Origin of the sequence: Chryseobacterium sp. C-71, assembly GCF_020911865.1 — a bacterium.
Classification (GTDB): domain Bacteria; phylum Bacteroidota; class Bacteroidia; order Flavobacteriales; family Weeksellaceae; genus Chryseobacterium.
Genome location: NZ_CP087131.1, coordinates 2113013 through 2136176 on the forward strand (window position 1 = coordinate 2113013; position 23164 = coordinate 2136176).

22 protein-coding genes are annotated in these 23164 nt (G+C 35.0%); 12 read left to right on the forward strand and 10 right to left on the reverse strand.

All coding sequences use genetic code 11. The features are described from left to right. Positions 1-486 (forward strand): hypothetical protein, encoded by a 486-nt coding sequence (locus LNP04_RS09630; RefSeq protein WP_229982756.1) that lies wholly within the window; start codon positions 1-3, stop codon positions 484-486. 4 nt (positions 487-490) lie between these two features. Then, positions 491-1663 (forward strand): DUF2062 domain-containing protein, encoded by a 1173-nt coding sequence (locus LNP04_RS09635; RefSeq protein WP_229982757.1) that lies wholly within the window; start codon positions 491-493, stop codon positions 1661-1663. A gap of 8 nt (positions 1664-1671) precedes the next feature. Here the strand turns inward: LNP04_RS09635 and LNP04_RS09640 are convergent, their stop codons facing one another. The 7 genes from LNP04_RS09640 to hutH all read right to left on the reverse strand — a co-directional run bounded on the left by LNP04_RS09640 (position 1672) and on the right by hutH (position 9961). Beyond that, positions 1672-3321 carry a C45 family peptidase gene (locus LNP04_RS09640; protein ID WP_229982758.1) on the reverse strand — a complete coding sequence of 550 codons (1650 nt, stop codon included), beginning with the start codon at positions 3319-3321 and terminating at the stop codon, positions 1672-1674. After that, the gene (locus LNP04_RS09645; RefSeq protein ID WP_229982759.1) at positions 3311-4846 is read right to left on the reverse strand and encodes an NAD(P)/FAD-dependent oxidoreductase; all 1536 of its coding nucleotides are present in this window, start codon (positions 4844-4846) and stop codon (positions 3311-3313) included. Before LNP04_RS09645 ends, LNP04_RS09640 begins: the two co-directional genes overlap by 11 nt. A gap of 197 nt (positions 4847-5043) precedes the next feature. Beyond that, complete coding sequence (locus LNP04_RS09650) at positions 5044-5928, reverse strand: lipid A biosynthesis acyltransferase (protein ID WP_229982760.1); 885 nt, start codon at positions 5926-5928, stop codon at positions 5044-5046. Between the two features lie 95 nt (positions 5929-6023). Then, the gene (locus LNP04_RS09655) at positions 6024-6278 is read right to left on the reverse strand and encodes an acyl carrier protein (protein WP_229982761.1); all 255 of its coding nucleotides are present in this window, start codon (positions 6276-6278) and stop codon (positions 6024-6026) included. 4 nt (positions 6279-6282) lie between these two features. Then, on the reverse strand, positions 6283-7503 hold the full coding sequence (locus LNP04_RS09660; RefSeq protein WP_229982762.1) for a beta-ketoacyl synthase: 1221 nt from the start codon (positions 7501-7503) through the stop codon (positions 6283-6285). Positions 7504-7588: 85 nt separating this feature from the next. Next, entirely contained in the window at positions 7589-8320 is a 732-nt protein-coding gene (fabG, locus tag LNP04_RS09665; RefSeq protein ID WP_229982763.1) for a 3-oxoacyl-ACP reductase FabG, read from the reverse strand. A 123-nt stretch (positions 8321-8443) separates the two neighbouring features. Then, positions 8444-9961 carry a histidine ammonia-lyase gene (hutH, locus tag LNP04_RS09670; protein WP_229982764.1) on the reverse strand — a complete coding sequence of 506 codons (1518 nt, stop codon included), beginning with the start codon at positions 9959-9961 and terminating at the stop codon, positions 8444-8446. Positions 9962-10045: 84 nt separating this feature from the next. Between hutH and LNP04_RS09675 the strand changes: the two genes are divergently transcribed. Next, a complete protein-coding gene (locus LNP04_RS09675) occupies positions 10046-11290 on the forward strand; it encodes an NAD(P)/FAD-dependent oxidoreductase (RefSeq protein ID WP_229982765.1) in 1245 nt (414 codons plus the stop codon). Positions 11291-11325: 35 nt separating this feature from the next. On the opposite strand, the gene LNP04_RS09680 is transcribed toward LNP04_RS09675, so the two are convergent. Next, positions 11326-12618 carry a phenylacetate--CoA ligase family protein gene (locus tag LNP04_RS09680; protein ID WP_229986288.1) on the reverse strand — a complete coding sequence of 431 codons (1293 nt, stop codon included), beginning with the start codon at positions 12616-12618 and terminating at the stop codon, positions 11326-11328. A 396-nt stretch (positions 12619-13014) separates the two neighbouring features. Between LNP04_RS09680 and ileS the strand changes: the two genes are divergently transcribed. From ileS to trpS, 9 genes are all read left to right on the forward strand, one after another. Beyond that, positions 13015-16413 (forward strand): isoleucine--tRNA ligase, encoded by a 3399-nt coding sequence (gene ileS, locus LNP04_RS09685; protein WP_229982766.1) that lies wholly within the window; start codon positions 13015-13017, stop codon positions 16411-16413. 59 nt (positions 16414-16472) lie between these two features. Further along, positions 16473-16853 (forward strand): TraR/DksA C4-type zinc finger protein, encoded by a 381-nt coding sequence (locus LNP04_RS09690; protein WP_229982767.1) that lies wholly within the window; start codon positions 16473-16475, stop codon positions 16851-16853. A gap of 86 nt (positions 16854-16939) precedes the next feature. Continuing rightward, a complete protein-coding gene (locus tag LNP04_RS09695; protein WP_229982768.1) occupies positions 16940-17185 on the forward strand; it encodes a DUF6576 domain-containing protein in 246 nt (81 codons plus the stop codon). A gap of 59 nt (positions 17186-17244) precedes the next feature. Then, positions 17245-17442 carry a DUF2683 family protein gene (locus tag LNP04_RS09700; protein ID WP_229982769.1) on the forward strand — a complete coding sequence of 66 codons (198 nt, stop codon included), beginning with the start codon at positions 17245-17247 and terminating at the stop codon, positions 17440-17442. Continuing rightward, positions 17442-18080, forward strand: coding sequence for a lipoprotein signal peptidase (locus LNP04_RS09705; protein WP_229982770.1), 639 nt, complete (start codon positions 17442-17444; stop codon positions 18078-18080). The genes LNP04_RS09700 and LNP04_RS09705 overlap by 1 nt, the downstream gene beginning before the upstream one ends. A 42-nt stretch (positions 18081-18122) precedes the next feature. Beyond that, a complete protein-coding gene (locus tag LNP04_RS09710) occupies positions 18123-18767 on the forward strand; it encodes a vancomycin high temperature exclusion protein (protein ID WP_229982771.1) in 645 nt (214 codons plus the stop codon). A 47-nt stretch (positions 18768-18814) separates the two neighbouring features. Then, complete coding sequence (locus LNP04_RS09715; RefSeq protein WP_229982772.1) at positions 18815-19525, forward strand: hypothetical protein; 711 nt, start codon at positions 18815-18817, stop codon at positions 19523-19525. Then, complete coding sequence (locus LNP04_RS09720) at positions 19526-20386, forward strand: hypothetical protein (protein WP_229982773.1); 861 nt, start codon at positions 19526-19528, stop codon at positions 20384-20386. It abuts the gene before it with no gap. 110 nt (positions 20387-20496) lie between these two features. After that, positions 20497-21465, forward strand: coding sequence for a tryptophan--tRNA ligase (gene trpS, locus LNP04_RS09725; protein WP_229982774.1), 969 nt, complete (start codon positions 20497-20499; stop codon positions 21463-21465). Between the two features lie 68 nt (positions 21466-21533). Here the strand turns inward: trpS and LNP04_RS09730 are convergent, their stop codons facing one another. Both LNP04_RS09730 and LNP04_RS09735 read right to left on the reverse strand, forming a co-directional pair. Then, positions 21534-22229 (reverse strand): YjjG family noncanonical pyrimidine nucleotidase, encoded by a 696-nt coding sequence (locus LNP04_RS09730; RefSeq protein WP_229982775.1) that lies wholly within the window; start codon positions 22227-22229, stop codon positions 21534-21536. 198 nt (positions 22230-22427) lie between these two features. Then, on the reverse strand, positions 22428-23015 hold the full coding sequence (locus tag LNP04_RS09735) for an RNA polymerase sigma factor (RefSeq protein WP_129535767.1): 588 nt from the start codon (positions 23013-23015) through the stop codon (positions 22428-22430). Positions 23016-23164 lie beyond the last annotated feature (149 nt).

Sequence of the window (23164 nt, forward strand, 5' to 3'; positions counted from 1 at the left end):
ATGAAACTGATATTATCTTTTTTCGCTGGACTATTTTTCTTTTTTCAGTCTTCTGATTTAGAAGTTTTGAGAAATGCTTATTCTAAAGCAAATTCATCAAATGAAGGTGCAAAAAACTTCATTGAAATTGCGGAGAAAAACTCTGCTTCTGATCCGTTGACTAAAGGATACAAAGCTGCTGCAGAAATTCTTGAAGCCAAAGTAACTACAGAAAAAAACAAAAGAAAATCTTTCGTGAAATCTGGTGCTACAGAATTAGAAAGTGTGATAAAATCTAATCCCAATAATGTCGAACTGAGATTGATCAGAATGAGCGTTCAGGAAAACATTCCGAAAATTGTGGGTTACTCTAAAAATCTTAAAGAAGATAAAATGTTCATCATCGACAATTATAGCAGACAAAATCCTGCTCTGAAAACTTATATTAGAAAATTTGCATCGCAGTCTAAAACAATGAATGCAGCAGAAAAAAATTCTTTAAGATAATCAAATGACTCTTTCTGAAGTACAGAATGCAATTGACGAGAGGAAAATCTGCGTTTTAATTCCTACCTATAACAACGAAAAGACACTTCAAAGAGTGATTGACGGCGTTTTAGAATACACGCAAAACATCATTGTTGTCAACGACGGTTCTACAGATTCTACTTCAGAAATTCTAAAAACTTATTCTCAACTTACCATTCTCAATTTACCTGAAAATAAAGGGAAAGGAAATGGTTTAAAAATCGGTTTCAGAAAAGCAAAAGAATTAGGTTACCATCACGCCATCACGATTGATTCAGACGGACAGCATTATCCAAACGATATTCCCGTTTTTGTAGAAGCATTATTGAATGAAAATCAAGATGTTTTATTAATTGGAAACCGAAATATGTCACAAGACGGAATTCCTAAGAAAAGCAGTTTCGGAAATCGTTTTTCTAATTTCTGGTTCTGGTTCGAAACCGGAATTAAACTGGAAGACACACAATCTGGTTACCGCTTATATCCTTTGCATAAAATTCCAAAAAAATATTTCACTCCAAAATTTGAATTTGAAATTGAAATCATTGTACGGACAGCCTGGAGACATATTCCTGTAAAAAATATCCCGATAAAAGTTCTGTATGACCCTGCAGAAAGGGTTTCTCACTTCAGACCGTTCAAAGATTTTACGAGAATCAGTATTTTAAATACAATTTTGGTGGTGATTACTCTTTTGTATATTATTCCCCGAAATTTCATCAATAATTTCAGAAAAAAAAGTTTCAAGAAATTTATCAGAGAAGATGTCTTAGAAAGTGACGGAAGTAATCGCACCAAAGCATTTTCTATTGCGCTCGGTGTTTTCGTAGGGTTCTCTCCTTTTTGGGGATTTCACACACTGCTTGTCATTTCTTTATCGGTTTTATTCAAACTCAATAAAGTTCTGGCTTTTGTAGCTTCAAACGTGAGTTTGCCGCCGTTTATTCCATTTATCATTGTGTCATCACTTTATTTGGGAGCACCATTTGTAGCGGGAGATAGCGATATTTTTCGTCAGGAATGGAATTTCGATTTAGTGAAAAATAATGTTTTACAATACGTGATTGGAAGTCTTATCCTGGCAACTTCAATGTCACTAATTTCCGGAATCGCAACGTTTTTATTTCTGAATAAAGTAACTCCTGAGAATAATTAAGCTTAAAATTACTTCAACTTTCTACTAGTTTTCTTTAAATATTTTTTAATGTTTTCTCTGTCCGGAACCGTTGTAATTTCTTTTGTCAATGCTTTTTCAAATTCAATATTTGCTTTAGAATACAGTTTATGATCAAAATAATATTTGCCCACTTGGAAGTAAACCAACCAAAAATCCGGGTTTAAAGACTGATAATATTCAATAAATTCTTCTGAAAGTATTTTATCTTCGTCTTCAAATTGAGATCCCAGTTTTTTAAATTCTTCATAATTCTTAAATTCCTGAGAATCTGTAAAAGAATCTTTACGAATATTGAAACTTGATTTAGCAAACTCACCACTTTTCAATCTTTTATCAGAAAAAATTTCGTTCAGATCATAACATACAAATTCTCCTAGCTGATAAGGATTGGAAGAAACCCAAACCATTTTTTTTTCGGGCGAAAAAATAACCGCGTGATGAGCTAAAAGTTGATTTATAGCCTTTTCATTTCCGTAACCAATACTTTTATCTTTTAAACCAGATTTATCTCTTAAAATAGAAGCCATTTTCTCAGGATTCAGTTTTGGGTTTTCCTGCAAAAGCTCTTGAAGTTTTTCATAGCGATATTCTGAATGACTTTCTACTATATGTTTTTGATTTCTTTTATCATCTTTAAAACTATCTGACTGAAAATGATTAGTGCAAAAAAGTTTATTAGAATTCTGAACTTCATAAACACCGAGGTTTTTAGGTGAAACTTCAATAATCACTGCTTTTTTATCATTTGCGCTTCCAACCAAAATAGATTCTGACACAAAAACCGTTCGTTTTCTTGCAATGGCAATCGCCTCATCAATATTTTTAGCATATTGCAAAATCTCTCTCGTCACCAGAGAAATTGGTGTTTTTGCTGTTAATGGAATTTTAGATTTTCCCGCATTGATTGTCACCGTAATTCCTTCTTTATTCATTCCGGAAACTACACCAATCATTCCGGGCCAACTTACAGACATGTACGAAATTCCTACTTCTGGCTCAACAAATTCGATCAGTTTATTTTTAGCAAAATTTTCCCCCACAGAAAAATCAAAATTTCTACCGATCAACAAATCTCCGTCTTCTGTATTTTCGTTCCAAACAGCCAGTGACGTACAGCCCACTACCATTAAATCCTGCATAGCATGACCGATATCGTGTGCGCCGTGCAGATAGATTGCTCTTCTGAATTTTGGAGCTATAAAATCATATTTATCCGCTGAATATTGGGATAAGCCATACAATTCAGCTTGAAAATCTTCTCTTACATTGAGATACATTTTTCGGTTGTACCATTTTAGGAAACCTCTCAACAATTTTTGCTTAAATTTCGACGGAACAAAACCTTCTACTTTTGAAAAGAAAATTTCTTCCTGATGTTGCATTAAATTCTGCGTTAAAGCACCATTATTGTAACCCAACTGCAAAGGATTACCTTTAATATACAATTCCCAGAGCTGCTGCTTATTTTTGGTTAAATAATTTTGATTAAAACTAAAAGTGGAATCATTGATCGTCTTCACTTTCGGTATTTCTAAAGAATATTGTTTTACATCAGGAATGTGTTTGACAGACTTTCTTGTCCCACACGAAATAAGATTTAAAACCAGAAAAATAAAAAATAAAGATTTACTTTTCATGGGCTTGATTTAAAATTTTCGATAAGCGCTCATCAATTAATTCTTTACCTAAAATTTCAGCACAGGTATTGAATGCTCCAATTGTACAGCCTAAAATTCCGTGCATGTTAACTGATTGGCCTGTGAGGAAAAGGTTTTCAATCTTTGTGCGTGGCGAAACCATCGTTTTCAAAGGGTTTTCTGAACTTTTGATATAACCGTACATATTTCCTTCAAAACTTCCGATATAATCCCGATAAGACAAAGGTGAAGACGTATAAATATTTTTAATTGAGTTTCTTAAATTCGGAATCTTCTTTTCCAAAGCATCAATCATTTTTTCTGTTTTTTCCAGCTTGAATTTTTCGTATTGCTTTCCTCTTTCATTTTCTTCAACAACAGTATTTACGGTAGTTTCCCAAACTTTCACCTCATCAAAATTCATATAAGAAATGGCAGTTAAGCTTTCTGCAAATTCAGGATGATGTTTTGCAGGCGTGGAAGAAAGCATATAGGTTTCCGGCCACGATTTCTTATCGTAACGATAGGCATTCCATACTGCTTCTTCGGTCGAATAATGATAAAGATTATAATTAAAATTTGAAATTGTCTGAGGTTTTAAAACCAAATAAACGCTAAAACACGACGAAACAGGTTCCCAGCTTAACACTCTGTTTAAGAAAGATTTCTTCAGTCTTTCTTCACCAATTAATTTAGTTAAAGAGCGAATTTCAATATTCGAAACAAACTTTTTAGCGAAATATTCTTTGCCTGATTTCGTTTTTACAGAACTTAAAACATTATTTTCATTAAAAATAATTTCAGCCACTTCTGAATGCTTGTGAATATCTGCTCCGTATTCTCTCAATTTACGGATTAAAAGTTTAGAAATCTGACTTCCTCCTTTCACGCATTTGTACGCACTTTGAATGTAAGAATTCACCGTTAAGGCGTGAACATAAAACGGAACATTTTCAGAATCTCCTGCATATAAAAAATTAGAGCCTAATAAAACGGATTGCAGTTTTTTATTCTGAGTAATGGATTCGATGAATCTTTTGGTATTTAAATGGAGAATTTCTTCGCTATAACTATCTTTTCCTACAATATTATATCTCGGAAAATGATTGCAGACACGCTGGATTTCTTCACAATAATTTTCTAAATTTTCTCTTTCTTCAGGAAAATAGTTGGATAATTGCTCAACAAAATTGTCATATCCTTGAGCGTGCGGATATTCAATTTCATCATCTCCGAAAGTGATTTTATCATAGCCGTTTTCATCCATTTTCTGGAGTTCCAGATCATTCATTATTTCCAGATAAGAAAAAAACTGATGTAGGTTTTGTCCTTTTGAAAGTCCTCCCAAATAGTGAACTCCTGTGTCGAAAATTAATTTATCTCTTGAAAATGTCTGCAAGTTTCCGCCATATTGATTGTTTTTCTCCAATACACAGACTTTCAAGCCTTCTTTCGCCAAAATAAGAGCCGAAACAAGACCTCCTATTCCGCTGCCGATAATCAATATGTCGTATGTTTTTTTCAACTTTTGGATGTATCTTCTAATGATAGGAATTCATCCCATCCTTTGCTAAATCGTCCTTTCAGGGATTTTAAATGCTCATAAATTTTGAATTGCACGCAGCCCGACTTGAGCTGAAATCCTTTTTTCGCCTTGGGAAAAGCCTTGGCAAAAAAGATTGGGAGCGGAAGGCGGAATAGCTGCCCTAAAAATATTGAAAATTAATCAATATCATCCCAAAAATCGAAATAGTTGAACCATTGAAGCGGATATTTCTGAATCATTGATTCAAGATTCTTAGTGTAAGAGTTCAAAAGTCCCTGCGCATCACGTTTTTTCACGTTTTCAGCAATTCTCGCATACAAATGATAATGTAGATTTTTTTCTTTCATCACATAGACATAAACCACCGGAACGCCTAATCTTGAAGCAATAAGGAACGGACCTGCAGGAAATTTTGCACTTTTTCCTAATAAATCTCCCTCAAGAAATTTTGAACCTTCAAAATAACGATCGCCTGTAAAGCAAATCAATTCGTTCTTAGATAAAGCCTCATTGATGTTAAAAATATGCGACATGTCGTCTTTCACGTAGATGAATTTAATGTTGCTCTGTTTTACAGAAACACTTTCAAGATATTCTTTAATTACCGTAACTTCCTGATCTGTAGTAACTAAATTAATCTGACAATCGAAATCAATTTCGGCAAAAAAATGTTCTGCAATTTCGAAATTCCCGATGTGGGCACTGATGAGAACTCCGCCTTTTTTTTCTGCTAAAAGATTTCTGAGATTTTCTATTCCGTCGAATTCGTAGGTGTATTTATTTCTTAAACCTGCAGAAATTGCGGTTTTGTCAATAAGAATCGTTCCAAAAGTAAAATAACTTTTAAACAGAGAAATTTTCGTTTTCCAAAACCCATAATTGAGTCTTTTTTGGAAGTAATAGCGGTAATATTTATTGCTGTTTTTTTCGAATAGAAAATAGTAGAAAGCTACGAAATAAAGAACAAAATAAGAACTTCGGATTCCCATATTTCTAATGGACCAGACAAAGATTCTGTAACCTAAGATGGTGCCTTTAGATTTGCCTTTCCACTTGTTCATAATTTTAATTTGACAATGTATCAGTGTAACAATATTCAAACATTGGTAAACTTATACATCGTTACATTATTTAAGAGTAAATATTTAATCGACAATTAAGCTTTTTTTTCAGTGATTTTATTTTCGATTGTCGAGTAGAAATCGTCGAAAGTGACGATATTTTTGAAATCGGCTTCACCTAATTTCACGCCAAAATTGGATTCGATGACCACCACTAAATCGATATAATCTAAACTGTCTAAACCCAAAGTCTTTTTAAAATGGGCATCATTGCTGATCTCATCACCATCTACCTCAAATTCATTTATTAAAAAATCATTCGCAATGGCAACAATTTTTTCTCTTTCCATGTTTTTACTCAAATTTTTTAACGATTAATGCAGAATTTGTTCCTCCGAATCCGAAAGAATTCGACAAAAATACGTCAATTTTTTGATTTTTAGTTTCGGAGATTAAATTTATCTTTTTTGCGTCTTCATCAGGGTTTTCTAAATTGATGTTCGGAGCCACAAAATCGTTTTGCATCATCAGAATAGAATAGATTACTTCACTTGCACCCGCCATCCAGCATTCGTGACCGGTCATTGATTTGGTCGAGCTTACAGGAACTTCGCTTCCGAAAATCTCATGGATAGCTTTTGCTTCGTTGGCGTCGCCGATCGGTGTTGAAGTCGCATGAGCATTGATGTAGTCGATATCTTTCACTTCGAGACCGGATTGTTTTAAAGCGCGGTTCATTGCCAAAGCGGGACCGTCAATATTTGGGGTAGAAATATGTCCGCCGTTTGAAGAAAATCCGTAACCAACGATTTCTGCGATGATATTGGCACCTCTTTTTTGAGCTGATTCTAAACTTTCCACAATTAAAGAAGCTGCTCCGCCACTTGGAATTAAGCCATCTCTTCCTGAGTCGAAAGGTCTTGACGCTTTGGTTGGCTCATCTTCTCTCACTGAAAAAACGCCCAAACCATCGAAGCTTGCCATTGAATATTTATTGGTTTCCTGGGCACCGCCACAAACGATGATGTCCTGAAAACCGTTTTTAATCATCATATAAGCCAATCCCAAAGAATGAGAACCGCTTGCGCAAGCTGCACTGATGGTTAAATTGATTCCTCTTAATTTAAAAATCGTAGAAAGATTCATCGTCACAGTGGAATTCATCGATTTAAAAATCGCTCCTGAACCCATTAAAGTGGTATCTTTTTTCTCTCTTGCAATGTCGATCGATTCTACTACGGCCTTAGAAACGCTGTCGTTTCCGTATAAAATTCCGACTTCTTTTTGGTCTAAAAAGTCCTGAGTTATATTCGCCTGTTGTAAAGCATCGAGTGTTGCAATGTATGCATACTCGCTTTCTTCACCCATGCTTATACGCTGGCGTCTGTTGAGGAGATTTTTCAAGTCAGGCTTGGGAACAACTCCGCTAAGACCAGACCTGAAACCAAATTCTTTTCTCTCATCGACTAAAACGATTCCGGACTTACCATTATACAGGGATTCTTTCACTTCTTCCAAAGAAGTTCCGATGCAAGAATAAATTCCCATTCCGGTAATGACTACCCTATTTTCCATCTTTTTAAATTTAACAATGTATCAGTCTAGCAATGTAACAATTTACATATTGGTAACCTGGTACATTATTATATTGTTACATTATTTACGAATAAATTCCTCCGTTAATATTAATAATTTCTCCTGTGATGTATGAAGATTTTTTTGACACTAAAAAAGCGACCAAATCTGCCACTTCTTCCGCTTCGCCAAATCTATTTGCCGGAATCATGGCTTTCAATTCATCTTCGTTGAAATCCTGAGTCATATCGGTTTTAATGAAACCTGGTGCAACTGCATTCACTGTGATATTTCTCTTGGCAACTTCCTGAGCGAGAGCTTTTGTAACTCCGACCAAAGCTCCTTTCGCAGCTGAATAATTGGTTTGTCCGGCTGTTCCTTTTACCCCAGAAACTGAAACCATATTGATGATTCTGCCGTATTTGTTTCTCAACAATTTCTGAATGAAGAAATTGGTCACATTATAAAAACCATTTAAACTCGTGTTAATCACAGAGTTCCAATCCTCACTCGGCATCCACATAAATAATCCGTCTCTTGTGATTCCGGCATTGTTGACAATGACCTCAACTATAGATTTTGGATTATTTTCCTGCCATTTATTTAAAACTTTTTGAGTTTCCTCAGCGTTTCCTACATCGAATTTAAGAATTTCTCCTGTAGAACCCAACTCTTCAACTTTGGCTAAAGTTTCCTTTGCTGCAGCTTCATTGGAAGTGTAATTAATTAAAATATGATAATTTTTCTCTTCAGCCAGTTTTATACAGATTGCTCTTCCGATTCCACGGGAACCACCTGTTATGATTGCACATTTCATGTGTAGTTTTTATGTTTAATTGTTGAACCCTTTCAGGGTTCGGATTGCTTTTTTCAATCTTGTTTCCATAGGTTCCCCTACGACTATTCATATTGAACCCTTCGGGTTCACAATTTGAATGCTTTATTTTTTCAAGTAATCTTTTACCTTTTGCAAATAAGGATACATCACCATATCATTTGAAAATGCAGGAATAATTTTTCTAATTTCATCGTACAATTCTTTTGTTGAAGACGAAACTTTATCTTTAAAACCAAGATATTCTATCGCCTGAACAACAGTAATGGCTTCAATCGCCAACACTTCAAAAGCATTTTCAATTACTTTTCTGCAAATCACTGCAGCATTCGTTCCCATGCTTACAATATCCTGATTATCATTATTATTAGGTATACTGTGAACGTACATCGAATTCGATAACATCTGGCTTTCTGCCGTTGTTGAAGTCGCCGTAAACTGAACGCCTTGCATTCCAAAATTGAAACCTAATTTACCCAAATTTACGAAAGGAGGCAAGATTTCGTTGATTTTTGAATTCAAAAGATAATTCAATTGTCTTTCTGCCAACATTGTCAGTTTTGTCACGACAATTTTAAGCTTATCCATTTCCAAAGAAATATAATCTCCGTGGAAGTTTCCGCCGTGGTAAACATGTTTGTCTGCAACGTTAATGATTGGGTTATCGTTTGCCGAGTTGATTTCGTTTTCTAAAACTTTCTCTGTATATTCTAAAGTATCTAAAACCGGACCTAAAATCTGAGGAATACATCTCAAAGAATAATATTCCTGTACTTTTTCTTTGAAAACCTTTTCCTGTTCTTCAAAGTGAGTGTATAAATGATCTGCTCTTTTTCTGATTAATTTACTATCGGCTAAATGACTACGCATTTTTTCTGCAATTTTTTGCTGACCTGCGTGAAGCTTTGTTCCGTTCAGTACTTCTGAAAAATGGTCATCGTATGCCTGAACAATTTCGTTGATAGCACAAGATAATTTAATTGAAATTTCTATTAACTGATTGGCTTTGTACGCATTAACAATTCCAATTCCTGACATCACAGAAGTTCCGTTCATTAACGCTAAACCTTCACGAATTTCAACCTGAATTGGTTCCAAACTTTCAGTTTCAAAAACTTCTTTGGTCGATTTTCTTTCTCCTTTATAGAAAACTTCACCTTCGCCAATTAAAACTAAAGCTAAATGTGCCAATTGTACCAAGTCTCCACTTGCTCCTACTCCGCCGTGTTCAAAAATCAACGGCGTAATATCTCTGTTTATTAATTCTTTAAGTAAATTCACGACAGATTCATGAACTCCTGAATTTCCTAATGACAAAGTGTTCAATCTTGCCAACATACAAGCTTTCACTTCATCGGCAGGAAGCGGATTTCCGATACCCGAAGAATGGCTTCTGATTAAATTATATTGAAGTTGATGCGTATCTTCATCACTGATTTTAAACTGAGCCATCGGTCCGAAACCAGTGTTCACTCCATAAATCACTTTATTTTTTGAAAATTCTTTCAGAAAAGAAAAACTCTCATTCACTCTTTGGAGAATTGACAGATCTAATTCTATGCTTTCATTTTCGATAATAATTCTCTGAAAATCTTTCAGTTCTAAAAATTTATTTATTTTCATTAATTAAAGTAATAAGAGATAATTTTGTAAGATATAATTAATTGTCACTAATTTTGCGCAAAGATAAAAAGTTTTATTAAACAAATGGACAAAGAAATTGTTGATGTTTTGGTAATTGGAGCTGGGCCTTCAGGATGCGTCTCTTCTGCTTATTTGAAGAAGAACAATATCAACGTAAAAGTGGTTGAAAAAACAAAATTCCCAAGACTTGTAGTGGGTGAAAGCCTTATTCCGAGAGTAATGGATCATTTTGATGAAGCCGGACTGTTTTCCGCTTTAGATAAAATGGGCTTTGAAAAGAAATTGGGAGCTCGTTTTATGCGAGGAAATGAAGTTTGTATTTTCGATTTCAGCAACAAATTTGGTGAAGGATGGGACTGGACATGGCAGGTTCCGAGAGCTGACTTTGACAATACTTTGGCTCAGGAGGTGATTAATAAAGGAGTTGATCTTGAATTTGAAACTGAAGTAATCGGAATTGAATTTAACGGAACAGATTCTATCACAACTGTCAAAAACAGAGACGGAAAAACAAAGGAAATTCATGCAAAATTTGTAATCGACTCGAGCGGTTACGGAAGAGTTCTTCCAAGACTTTTAGATTTAGAGAAACCTTCGAAGCTGTCTCCGCACTCTGCGATTTTTGCTCATGTAGAGGATATTAACAGAGAAGAAGGTGAAGAAGGAACTTTAATTTCATTTGATATTATAGAAACGGAAGTTTGGCTTTGGGTTATTCCTTTTTCTAACGGAAATACGAGCGTAGGAATTGTCGGACCTACTGAATATATTGACAAATTATCTGAAAGCGGCGATGCTGCGGAGGCCTTGAGAAAAGCAATTTCTCTATCAGATTATTATGTAAAACGTTTCGGAGAGGTAGAATTTTTATTTGAACCGAGACATTTGAAAGACTATTCATGTTCGGTAAAAAAATTATTCGGAGACGGATTTGCTTTGACTGGAAATGCCTCTGAATTCCTTGATCCTGTCTTTTCATCAGGAATGGCATTTGCCACAGAAGGCGGAATGACTGCCGCAAAACTGGCAATCAGACAATTGAAAGGTGAGAAAGTAGATTGGCAAACAGAGTTTGCTGATTATATATTATACGGTGTTAACGTTTTTACAACGTATGTAAAAGAATGGTATACCGGAAATCTTCAGGAATTGTTTTTCCATCAGCCGGAAAACCCTGATGTGAAAAGAAAAATATGTGCCGTTTTGGCGGGATATGTCTGGGACAAAAAAAATACATTTGTGAGAATACACGATACGGCAATTGTCAACTTAGCTAATTTCATTAAAACAGAAAAAGAAAAAGCATAACAAGAGCGGTCTGAAATTTCAGACCGCTCTTGTTGTTATCTTAAATCTATAAACGTAATGGGTTTTCGGCTGTTCGGATTAAAAACCGTTTTAGACAAAACATCAAATTCTACAATTTCAATTTTTGGACTGACTCTTAATTTCGCTCGGAAATGATCACGAACTTCGCCTTCAAAACTTTCGTCTTCTCTTTCTGTGCTGAGTTTGATAATAATTTCGTCCAAACCAATTTCATTCGACTGAATTACAATCTGGTAACATAAAATTCCGTCAAAATCATTCAGAATATCATTCATTGCAGGCGGATATAATGTTGTTCCTTTATATTTGATCATCTGCTGTTTTCTTCCGACAACAGGCCCCAATCGCATCGTATTTCTTCCACATTGACACGGGTCGTAATGCGCTTTAACTAAATCTCCCGTTTTAAATCTCAATAAAGGTAAAGCCTCAACACCTAAAGTGGTGATCGTCAGTTCGCCGCTTTCGCCCTCTTTCACAGGATTTTCTTCGTCATCAAGAATTTCTGTGATGATCAATTCTGGATGCTGATGTCCACCGATCTGAAATTCACATTCTGTAAATGCTGTGCTCATTTCAGTTGACGCATAAGTGGAAAATAATTTTATATTCCACTTTTCTTTAATCTTTTGTGATAAAATATTGTCTGTAAAATCCTGATTTTTGATGCTTTCACCAATACAAACCGCTCCGATAACGCTTGATTTTTTATAATCAATCCCATGTTTTTCAGCGTAGTCAATCATTTTTAAAAGAAATGAGGGTACCGTTATCAAATACTTAGGTTTATATCTGAAAATAGAATCCCATTGAAGTTCAGGAATTCCGGGTCCCATTCTGATGACACTTGCTCCCATTTTTCGTAAACCCAAAAGATAAGCGAGCCCGGCAATAAATCTTTTGTCAATCGTCGTTATCATTTGTACAACGTCGCCTTTTTGAATTCCTGCACAAGAAAGAGATATTGCCTCGTTGTAAGCGATTCTCTCCATATCATTTTCTGAAAGTCCAAAAGTTACAGGATCACCCAATGTTCCGGAAGTTGTACTATAATCAACAATTTCATTTTGGGGAACACAGAAAAAGTCTTCATTATTCTGCTGAATGTCATTTTTCGATGTCGTCGGGATTTTCTGCAAATCTTCCAAAGTCTGAATATCAGAAATCTGAATATTATTTTCTTTGAACAGCTTCTGGTAAAAAGGCGAATGCGCTTCAAGATATTGTAAAAGCTCCTGAAGTTTTTCTTCCTGAAACTTTTTGATGTCCTGAATGCTTGATTTCTCAATGAGTGGGAAGAGTTCCAATAGTTTAAATTTAGATGACAAATTTATTTAATTTAAAATTAAAAGTTGAATGATAAATTTTGTTCCCACAGATGGCACAAATTTTCACAGATGATTGTTTTAGATTGAATTAAAAATCTTCGTTATCTGCAGACCTGCGAGAGAAAAATAAGTTTTGGCTAAAGCCAATATCATTCGCCGAATTTGAAAGCGGGCTAAAGCCCGCTCCTATTGATAAAGATATAATTAGTCAATCTGATAACTTGTCAAAATTTACTTTTCACGGTTCACCTGAAATAAATGCTTCAATTTTCAATAACTTTTCAATAAACCCAATCAAAATAAAACATATATTATAAACCGACAAAAATCACTAAATTTGCCAACTTGATTAATCAACGAAATTGAGAAATTACAATGAGCCAATTTAAAGAATATAAAAACCTCAACTTGATAGACGTAGCCGAGAATGTTGCGGAATTTTGGAAAGCCAATAAAACCTTTGAAAAAAGTGTTGAAACTCGTGAAGGAAATCCTGAGTTTGTATTTTATGAAGGTCCGCCTTCAGCAAACGGAATGCCTGGAATTCACCACGTTATGGCAAGAGCGTTGAAGGATATTTTCTGTCGTTACCAAACTCAGAACGGAAAACAGGTTTTCCGTAAAGCGGGTTGGGACACGCACGGACTTCCCGTAGAATTAGGAGTTGAAAAAGAACTCGGAATCACAAAAGAAGATATTGGCAAAAAAATTTCGATTGAAGATTACAACAAAGCTTGTCGTGAAGCAGTAATGCGTTATACAGATGTCTGGAATCACCTGACCGAAAAAATCGGTTACTGGGTAGATTTGGAAGATCCATACATCACGTACAAGTCTAAATATATGGAAACCGTTTGGTGGTTGTTGAAGCAATTGTACAGCAAAGATTTGTTGTACAAGGGTTACACGATTCAGCCTTACTCTCCGAAAGCAGGAACCGGACTTTCTTCTCACGAAGTAAACCAGCCGGGAGCCTACCGTGACGTTACCGATACGACGATTGTTGCGCAATTTAAGACACTTCCGGAAACATTGCCTCCATTTTTACAAGGTTTTGGAGATGTCCATTTCTTAGCATGGACGACAACTCCATGGACTTTACCTTCAAACACTGCTTTGACGGTTGGACCAAAGATCGATTATGTTTTAGTAAAAACATTTAACCAATATACTTTTGAGCCTATCAATATAGTTTTAGCTAAGGCTTTGATGGGAAAACAGTTCGGAAAAAAATTTATCGAAGGAACTGACGAAGATTTCGCAAATTACACTTCATCAAGCAAAACCATTCCTTACCAAATTCTTGGGGAATTCAAAGGTTCTGATTTGGTGGGAATTAAATACGAGCAGTTACTGCCATACACCTTACCTTACCAAAACCCAGAAAATGCTTTCAGAGTAATTTCGGGAGACTTCGTTACGACTGAAGACGGTACAGGAATCGTTCATACCGCGCCAACTTTCGGTGCTGATGATGCGAAAGTTGCCAAAGAAGCAAAACCCGAAGTTCCGCCAATGTTGGTTTTAAATGAATTTGGAAACCCTGTTCCGTTGGTTGATTTGCAAGGGAAATTTACTTCGCAAATAGGAGATTTTGCAGGTAAATATGTAAAAAACGAATATTATGATGCAGGAAAAGCACCCGAGAAATCTGTTGATGTAGAAATTGCTATCCGTTTAAAAGAAGAAAATAAAGCTTTTAAAGTTGAAAAATACGTTCACAGCTACCCGCACAGCTGGAGAACTGATGAGCCACTTTTATATTATCCGTTAGATTCTTGGTTTGTAAAAATGACGGCGGTTAAAGACCGTTTGGTAGATTTAAACAAAGAAATCAACTGGAAGCCAAAAGCTACAGGAGAAGGGCGTTTCGGGAATTGGCTTGAAAATGTGAACGACTGGAACCTTTCCCGTTCAAGATATTGGGGAATTCCTTTGCCAATTTGGAGAACAGATCCTTCGACAGGCTCAGCACAGGAAGAAATCATCATCGGTTCTGTTGAAGAATTATACAACGAGATCGAAAAATCTATCGCAGCAGGATTGATGAAAGAAAATCCTTTCAAAGGATTTGAAATAGGAAATATGTCTGAAGAAAACTATTCTTTAGTTGATTTACACAAAAATATCGTTGACCAAATAGTTTTAGTTTCAGAATCAGGAAAAGCAATGCACCGTGAGAGCGACTTGATCGACGTTTGGTTCGATTCAGGTTCTATGCCTTATGCACAGTTGCATTATCCCTTTGAAAATAAAGAATTAATTGATAACAATAAAGCATTTCCTGCAGATTTCATCGCAGAAGGCGTTGATCAGACCCGTGGATGGTTCTATACACTTCATGCAATCGGAACAGCAGTTTTTGACTCGGTTGCATATAAAAATGTAATGAGTAACGGACTCGTTTTGGATAAAAACGGTCTGAAAATGTCAAAATCTAAAGGAAATGCAGTTGATCCATTTGAAACGCTTGCTGTTTACGGACCTGACGCAACACGTTGGTACATGGTTTCAAATGCAAATCCTTGGGAAAACCTGAAATTTGACATCGAAGGAATTGACGAAGTGAGAAGAAAATTCTTCGGAACATTGTACAACACCTATTCATTCTTCACTTTATACGCCAATGTTGATGGATTTAAATATTCTGAAAAAAATATTGAAAACAGACCAGAAATCGACCGTTGGATTTTATCTGAATTGAATCTTTTAATTAAAGAAGTAAAAGCATTCTACGAAGATTATGAGCCTACAAGAGTAGCAAGATCTATCAGTAATTTTGTGAATGATAATTTAAGTAACTGGTACGTAAGATTATGCAGAAGACGTTTCTGGAAAGGAGATTATTCTGATGATAAAATTTCTGCTTATCAAACTTTATATACGTGTCTTGAAACTGTTGCCAAATTATCTGCGCCAATCGCTCCGTTCTTTATGGATCAGTTGTATCAGGATTTAAATGCAACTACTGGAAAGGAAACTTTTGAATCCGTCCACTTAACAGATTTCCCTGTTGCAGATGAAAGTTTAATCGATCAGGATTTGGTCGAAAAAACGCATTTAGCGCAAAATATTACGAGTATGGTTTTCTCTCTGAGAAAGAAAGAAAACATAAAAGTGCGTCAGCCTTTGCAGAAAGTTTTGATTCCTGTTTTGGATAAGAAAACTGAAGAGCAGATTTTAGCGGTTTCAGAATTAATTAAACAAGAAGTTAACGTTAAAGAATTGCAGTTAATTAATGCCGAAGAAGCATCTCATTTAATTGTAAAACAGATCAAACCCAACTTCAAAACGCTGGGTTCAAGACTAGGAAAAGACATGAAAGTTGTTGGTAATGAGATTTCTAATTTCACACCAGAGCAAATTTCGTCTTTAGAAAAAGAAGGAAAAGTCGAAATTCAAGGATATGAAATTACATCAGCCGATGTAGAAATTTCAACGAAAGATATCCCGGGATGGACCGTAACTTCTGACGGAAAAACAACTGTGGCATTAGATTTGACGCTAACTGAAGAATTAAAATCTGAAGGTATCGCAAGAGAGTTTATCAACAGGATCCAAAATCTGAGAAAAGAGAAAGATTTTGAATTAACAGACAGAATAAACATCATTTTGGAAGAAAACACACCGTTTTTGGAGCAAATCAAACAAAATGAAGAATATATTTCATCTGAGGTCTTGTCAAATAAAATAGAAATTGTATCTTCACTTTCAAATTTTAACGAAATCGACATCGATGACCTTAATTTTAAAGTAAATGTTGAAAAAAATTAACATACAGTTGTTGTTTTTTCAAATTCCAATCTATAAATTTATTAAAAAAGAAAAAGACAATGCAAGACGAAAGGGTAAGATATAACGACTCTGATTTACAGGAATTTAAAAAGTTAATCAAAGAAAAAATAGATAAAGCAGAGAAAGATCTGCAGTTGATTAGAGAAAGTTTCATCAACGATCAAAACAACGGAACTGACGACACATCACCTACTTTCAAAGCTTTTGAAGAAGGTGCAGAAACGCTGAGCAAAGAGCAAAACTCTATTTTGGCAGGAAGACAGGAGAAGTTTGTGAGGGATCTGAAAAATGCTTTGATCAGAATTGAAAACAAAACGTATGGCGTTTGCCGAGTAACCGGAAAATTGATCCCGAAAGAAAGACTTTTGGCAGTTCCGCACGCTACTTTGAGCATCGAAGCTAAAAATATGCAGAGATAATTATTTTTATCTTATTTTTGTAAATAATTAATTGGGTTTATATGATGTTATTCAGCATTATATAAACCTAATTTTTAATTATATCTATGAGTGAATATTTGATTTTAGGAATCATCCTTATGGCAGTTTTATGGTATTTTAACCGAGATCGAATCAAAAACAGATTCTATCCCGATAAGCCTAAAAACCTGACCATCGATCAACAGTTCAATTCAGACAAGCGAGAAAGGGAAAAGGAAATCGACAGACTTCTAAGTAAAATGGGCAAGAACGGAATCAACGATCTGTCTGCAAAAGACAGAAAAAGATTAGACGAACTTTCTAAGCATTAACATTAAACATAAAGCGTTGGTGAAGCTTTAGGCTTTACCAGCGTTTCAAATAAATTAAAATGGAAGCATTAATTGTACACCCAAAAAACCAAATGGAGCTGAATGCGCTGAAAAGCGTGATGAAAGAAATGGGCATTCGTTACGAAAAATTTCACACAAGAGGCGCAAAAACTCAGACATTCGAACCTCGTACTCCTGCGGTGAAAAAAGATAAGCCTGCAAGAAACTTTAAGGACAAACCAAAGCCGAATTTGTAATGAAGAAGATTGCACTTATCACTTTTCTTATTTTATTGATCGATCAGGCATCAAAAATTTATATTAAAACTAATTTTAGTCTTAATGACAGTGTTTCTGTTTTTCCCGGTTTTAAATTAACTTTTGTTGAGAATCCTGGAATGGCTTATGGCTTTCATTTCGGAGGGATGCTTGGCAAATATTTTTTGGTCATCGTCCGTATTTTTTTGATTGGCGGAATGGTTTATCTGTTTAAAAAATGGTTGGCAAGAGGTGAATCTAATTATCTGATTATCCCGATGGCTATTATTTTTGCCGGAGCAATTGGTAATCTTTTAGACGGAATGTTTTACGGTTTAATTTTCGACAGCGGAATGGTTTATGACGAAAGTGTCAATCAATGGATTGGGTACGGCGGAGTTTCTAAACTGGTTCCTTTTGGTGAAGGTTATTCTACATTTATGAAAGGTTGTGTTGTTGATATGCTTCATTTTCCTTTGGTAGACTGGACTGCTCCCGAAAGCTGGCCATTAATTGGTGGAAAACACTTTGAATTCTTCAAATACATTTTCAATGTTGCCGATTCTGCAATTACTGTGGGTGCAGCATTTTTATTAATTTTCAGAAAGAAAGCTTTTCCGAATGGATTAGAGTTTTAAAATATTTCATACTTTTATGAAACCTTTTAGGGTTTAAAATGTATGAAAAAATTAATTAAAAATACAATCAAAATCTTCCTGCTGCTTTTCGTGGCAGGAATTATTTTTGTCATCTGGTCAAATTTTACCATTAAAGATCAGACGAAAAATTTCGTTACTTCAGATCTTTCAAAACTACCTACCGAGAAAACAGGACTTCTCCTTGGAACCAGCAAAACACTCTCCAATGGTGCACCAAATGCCTACTTCGTCAACCGAATTGAAGCTGCTGCACAATTATTTAAATCAGGGAAAATTCAAAACATTATTGTAAGCGGAGATAACTCTCAAAAAGATTACAACGAACCGGAGGAAATGAAAAACGAACTCATCAAAGCCGGAGTTCCTGCAGAAAGAATCTTTGAGGATTTCGCAGGTTTCAGAACTTTAGACTCAGTGGTTCGGGCAAAAGAGATTTTCGGACAGAATTCTTACATTATCATCTCTCAGCAGTTCCACAATGAACGTGCAGTTTATCTTGCGAGAAAAAACGGAATTGAAGCATTTGGTTACAATGCTGCAGATGTAAATAAATATGCAGGTTTTAAAACAAATGCAAGAGAGAAACTGGCAAGAGCAAAGGTTTTTTGGGATTTCATCTTTGGCGTTGAGCCGAAGTTTGGTGGAGATAAAATTTTAATTCCTTAGTTTTTTTTAAAATTTAATATAAAAACTAATAAATACTCTTGATTAAAATGAGCGTCTTCACTTATCATTTAGTTAAAATAAACTACTTTTCTGCCCTTAGAATTCTTTTGTTTTCACTGAAGCCAAAAAATACTCCAGGTTTGATTCATGCAGAATGTATGACCGCAATGACGCTTGGCTCTGCTATATTTTCACCTTCACGAATGCTGATCAGACAAATCGCAGTGTTTGCTCAATGGGAAAATGAAAGTGATGTTGATAATTTTTTAACTGAAAATAATTTTGGAAAAATCTTATCTAAAGGTTGGCATACAAGATTAACTTTTATGAGAAAATGGGGCAAATTCAATAAGTTTGAAATTCCGGATGAAACTTTAGAATTTGAAAATACCGATTCTCCAGTTGTTGCTGTCACTATTGCACGAATGAAATTCCTGCAAATCCCAAGATTTATTCATTGGGGAAGACCGGTTGAGAAATTAGTTAGAGATCATCCTGCAACTACTTTGTCTTTAGCTTCCATTAAATTTCCAAATACCGTTTCTACTTTTTCGATTTGGAAAACGCAGAAAGAAATGACCGATATGGTTAATGGACACAGCAAAGTTCCAAAACCAGAAAGACACGCTGATGCAATGAAAGAAAGAGATCGAAAAGATTTTCATTTTGAATTTACAACGTTGCGCTTCAAACCTATCTCGGAATTTGGTGAGTGGAAAGGACGACGCAACATTATTCCCAATCTCAAAAGTAACTAAATGAGATTCGCTTATCCGATGCAGAAGTTTCAGGATTGGATGACTCAGCAATGGGTGATTCTGCGTGGAAGAAAAATAAAGCCAGAAGATTTTCCCTGGCTGATGGGACCGTTTGGAAATCTGGATGCGATTGGTGAAGATTTCATTCACAAATTTGCGGAAAAAGAAAATTTAATTATTCAAAAAGATTCTAAGGCAAAAGGCATTATCCCCTCAATGCAGAAATTGAATTTGTCTGAAGCCGAATTTTCTAATTTATCTAAAAATGTGATTGGGTTTTATGAAAAAACAGACAATCACAACTTGCAATTTTCGGTACAATGGAATCCGTTTTTCAAATTTTTCGGGATTTTGATTAATAAATTATTCAGCAACAGAATCAATCAATTAAATATTCCAACTAAAAATATTGATGATTCAGAATCTTTAAAAAGCGAAATTATAAATCTGGTCGATACAAAAACCAATGAGATAAAATACACATTTTGGTTTCGCTCTATTAAATCCAGCGGACAGGTGATCTACTCCGGCGTTTATGGGACTAGTAATTTACCTTCAGGAAAAACCTGTGTAAAAGCCGTTTTTCCTCTTCCAAATGGGAATGCAACGGTGTTGATGATTCCAAATGTTGGGGAAAATGGGGAATTGATTTTAGATTCTTCAGGGAAAAGATTTGGTGATGCAGGATTTTATTTTTTACTAAAAGATTCTAAGGGTGATTATTGGTCGCAATTCATCAGTTCATTCCGTGACCGTTTGATTATTGGTTCACAAAATGATATCATCTCAGCGGAACAGACCTTGACGCTTTGGCATCTAAAGGTTTTAACTTTTAAATATACAATTGAATTGAAGAAATAGGTTTTTATAAATTTCAATTAAGTGAGATTGATTATTTTATATTATTCTACATCCGTTTGAACAAGTAAAATTCTAAATTTTCCCTATTTTTGCACAAACAATTTTAAACAATGTCAAGAATTCTTACCGGCATACAAGCCACCGGAACGCCGCACCTTGGAAACCTTTTGGGTGCAATTATTCCTGCAATTGAACTTTCAAAGCAAGCAGGAAACGAATCATTTTTATTTATTGCGAATCTGCACTCACTTACGCAGATCAAAGACGCAAAAGAATTAAAAAACAACACCTACGAAATTGCTGCAGCTTGGCTTGCCTGCGGACTAGATACCGAAAAAACATTCTTTTACAGACAGAGCGACATCCCCGAAACCTGTGAACTATCTTGGCATTTATCATGTTTTTTTCCTTATCAGAGACTGACTTTAGCGCATTCTTTTAAAGATAAAGCAGATCGTTTACAAGATGTTAATGCTGGATTATTTACCTATCCGATTTTGATGGCGGCAGATATTTTATTGTATGATGCAGAAATCGTTCCCGTAGGAAAAGATCAGCTTCAGCATTTAGAAATTGCCCGTGACGTTGCTTCAAGATTCAATAATCAAATGGGTGAAGTTTTGGTTTTACCACAAGCAGAATTGCAGGAAGACACCAAATATGTTCCCGGAATTGACGGCCACAAAATGTCGAAATCAAGAGGAAACATCATCAATATTTTCTTGCCTGAAAAAGAATTAAAAAAACAGGTAATGAGCATCGAAAGTGATTCTAAATCTTTAGAAGAGCCAAAAGATCCTTCTACTGATAAAACTTTTGCTATTTATGAACTCATTGCAACTGCTGAACAAACAGAAGAATTGAGAGCTAAATATTTAGCCGGTAATTTCGGTTACGGTCATGCTAAAAAAGAACTTTTAGATTTAATCCTGACAAGATTTGAAAAAGAAAGAGAACTGTTTTCTTACTACATGAACAATCTTGATGAATTGGAAGCTAAACTTCAGGAAGGAGCAGTGAAAACAAGAGCGATTGCTATGCAAACCATTCAGCGAGTAAGAGAAAGTTTGGGAATTTAACCTCGACATCTCTCTAATAAATAACCTTCGGCGGCACCAAGGTGCCGCCGAAACTGTTTGTAATCCTTTTATAAATATTCTTTAATCTGCAAAAGATGTTTAATCACTTTTAAATTTTCTTGCTGCGGATTTTCATTTAAAACATCAAAGAAAATTACATCAATTCCAAAATTTTGTGCTCCGACCACGTCGGCAATCCAATCGTCTCCAATTAAAACACTTTCCTTTTTGGCAGCATTTGCTAATTTCAGAGAATGTTCAAAAATAGCAGGATTTGGTTTTCTCACACTCACAGAATCGGCACTGGTAATGGTTTGAAAATAATGATCAATACCCGAGAGAATACATTTTCTTTCAGTCACTTCCTGAAAGCCGTTTGAAATAATGTGAAGTGTATAATTCTTAGCTTTTAAATATTCCAAAATAACATCGGCACTTTCTACAAGATGATTGAAATTTAAAATTTTATCTAAAAAGTGTTCTTCAAAATACATCGACAATTCCAGATCATCAATTCCGAAATGATTGAATGTGTCATAAAAACGATGTTTTCTCAAATATTCTTTATCAATTTCGCCATCACGAATCTGCTCCCAAAGCCTCTCATTGATTTCGTGATATTTTGTGTGAAATTCTTCAAAATCAATATTGTATTTTAAAGTAATTTCTTCTTTTTCGAAAAGGCTTTTGATTGTTAAATAAGCGTTTCTGCGGTGATCCCAAAGGGTATTGTCGAGGTCAAAAAAAATGTGCTGAATTTTCATACAGCACAAAATTAATGATTAATTTTTTGAAACGTGATAATGATTATTCTTAATCTTTACCACATCAAGACTTTTCGAGAAACTAAGCAAAAAATCAATGGTTTGTTTTTTGGGTTTCAAACTTTTCATTTTTAAAGAATCGTTATTTTTCATAGGCAAAAAATGTTTTTTCTTTAAAACGTGAAACATTGTGAATTATTATCTCGTTAAGACAATATTATTTTCCTCCATGATTTTTCGTAGGTTAATTAAAGCATATCGAACACGCCCCAAAGTCGTATTAATACTCATATCTGTATGGTCTGCGATCTCCTTAAAACTTAGTCCGTCGAAAAACCTGAGTTTTATCACCTCTTGTTGATTCTGTGGTAAAAACTGTAACATTTTCAGCAAATCTTCCTGAATCTGCATACTGACCAACTGATCTTCAATATTTTCTGAAGGTTCCCTGATCAAGTCAAAAATAGAAAACTCATCATTATCAAAAGTGGTCTCCGAAACTTTCACGTTTTTGGATTTTGCTCTGAAATGATCGATAATTAAATTTTGTGCAATTCTTTTTGCCCAAAGAATAAATTTTCCTTCCTCATTATAGCGCCCTTCTTTTAGCATAATAATGATTTTGATAAAAGTATCCTGAAAAACATCGTTGGCCAAATCTTCATCGTTTATCTTATAGAGAATAAACGAAAAGAGGTCTTTCTGATGACGATGTATAAGGGTTGATAATGCTTCTTCGTCTCCTTTCTGGTAAAGAGATATTAATAGGCTATCTGTTGATTTCATGACTTTTCTTCTCAGTATATACCCGTAGCCAAACTGTCTCCCGTCATTCTGACTGGTTTATTTTCCGCTACAAAGTTTGTTAGAGTAAAGTCTTATCAATAAGCATTAAATTATGCTGTAAATATAAATAAAAATTTAATAACTGTTAA

What these genes read in the sequence shown, in the direction of transcription:
- LNP04_RS09630 (WP_229982756.1), top strand. Translation starts at nt 1, where the DNA reads ATGAAACTGATATTATCTTTTTTCGCTGGACTATTTTTCTTTTTTCAG.
- LNP04_RS09635 (WP_229982757.1), top strand. Translation starts at nt 491, where the DNA reads ATGACTCTTTCTGAAGTACAGAATGCAATTGACGAGAGGAAAATCTGC.
- LNP04_RS09640 (WP_229982758.1), bottom strand. Translation starts at nt 3,321, where the DNA reads ATGAAAAGTAAATCTTTATTTTTTATTTTTCTGGTTTTAAATCTTATT.
- LNP04_RS09650 (WP_229982760.1), bottom strand. Translation starts at nt 5,928, where the DNA reads ATGAACAAGTGGAAAGGCAAATCTAAAGGCACCATCTTAGGTTACAGA.
- LNP04_RS09655 (WP_229982761.1), bottom strand. Translation starts at nt 6,278, where the DNA reads ATGGAAAGAGAAAAAATTGTTGCCATTGCGAATGATTTTTTAATAAAT.
- LNP04_RS09660 (WP_229982762.1), bottom strand. Translation starts at nt 7,503, where the DNA reads ATGGAAAATAGGGTAGTCATTACCGGAATGGGAATTTATTCTTGCATC.
- fabG (WP_229982763.1), bottom strand. Translation starts at nt 8,320, where the DNA reads ATGAAATGTGCAATCATAACAGGTGGTTCCCGTGGAATCGGAAGAGCA.
- hutH (WP_229982764.1), bottom strand. Translation starts at nt 9,961, where the DNA reads ATGAAAATAAATAAATTTTTAGAACTGAAAGATTTTCAGAGAATTATT.
- LNP04_RS09675 (WP_229982765.1), top strand. Translation starts at nt 10,046, where the DNA reads ATGGACAAAGAAATTGTTGATGTTTTGGTAATTGGAGCTGGGCCTTCA.
- ileS (WP_229982766.1), top strand. Translation starts at nt 13,015, where the DNA reads ATGAGCCAATTTAAAGAATATAAAAACCTCAACTTGATAGACGTAGCC.
- LNP04_RS09690 (WP_229982767.1), top strand. Translation starts at nt 16,473, where the DNA reads ATGCAAGACGAAAGGGTAAGATATAACGACTCTGATTTACAGGAATTT.
- LNP04_RS09695 (WP_229982768.1), top strand. Translation starts at nt 16,940, where the DNA reads ATGAGTGAATATTTGATTTTAGGAATCATCCTTATGGCAGTTTTATGG.
- LNP04_RS09700 (WP_229982769.1), top strand. Translation starts at nt 17,245, where the DNA reads ATGGAAGCATTAATTGTACACCCAAAAAACCAAATGGAGCTGAATGCG.
- LNP04_RS09705 (WP_229982770.1), top strand. Translation starts at nt 17,442, where the DNA reads ATGAAGAAGATTGCACTTATCACTTTTCTTATTTTATTGATCGATCAG.
- LNP04_RS09710 (WP_229982771.1), top strand. Translation starts at nt 18,123, where the DNA reads ATGAAAAAATTAATTAAAAATACAATCAAAATCTTCCTGCTGCTTTTC.
- LNP04_RS09715 (WP_229982772.1), top strand. Translation starts at nt 18,815, where the DNA reads ATGAGCGTCTTCACTTATCATTTAGTTAAAATAAACTACTTTTCTGCC.
- LNP04_RS09720 (WP_229982773.1), top strand. Translation starts at nt 19,526, where the DNA reads ATGAGATTCGCTTATCCGATGCAGAAGTTTCAGGATTGGATGACTCAG.
- trpS (WP_229982774.1), top strand. Translation starts at nt 20,497, where the DNA reads ATGTCAAGAATTCTTACCGGCATACAAGCCACCGGAACGCCGCACCTT.
- LNP04_RS09730 (WP_229982775.1), bottom strand. Translation starts at nt 22,229, where the DNA reads ATGAAAATTCAGCACATTTTTTTTGACCTCGACAATACCCTTTGGGAT.
- LNP04_RS09735 (WP_129535767.1), bottom strand. Translation starts at nt 23,015, where the DNA reads ATGAAATCAACAGATAGCCTATTAATATCTCTTTACCAGAAAGGAGAC.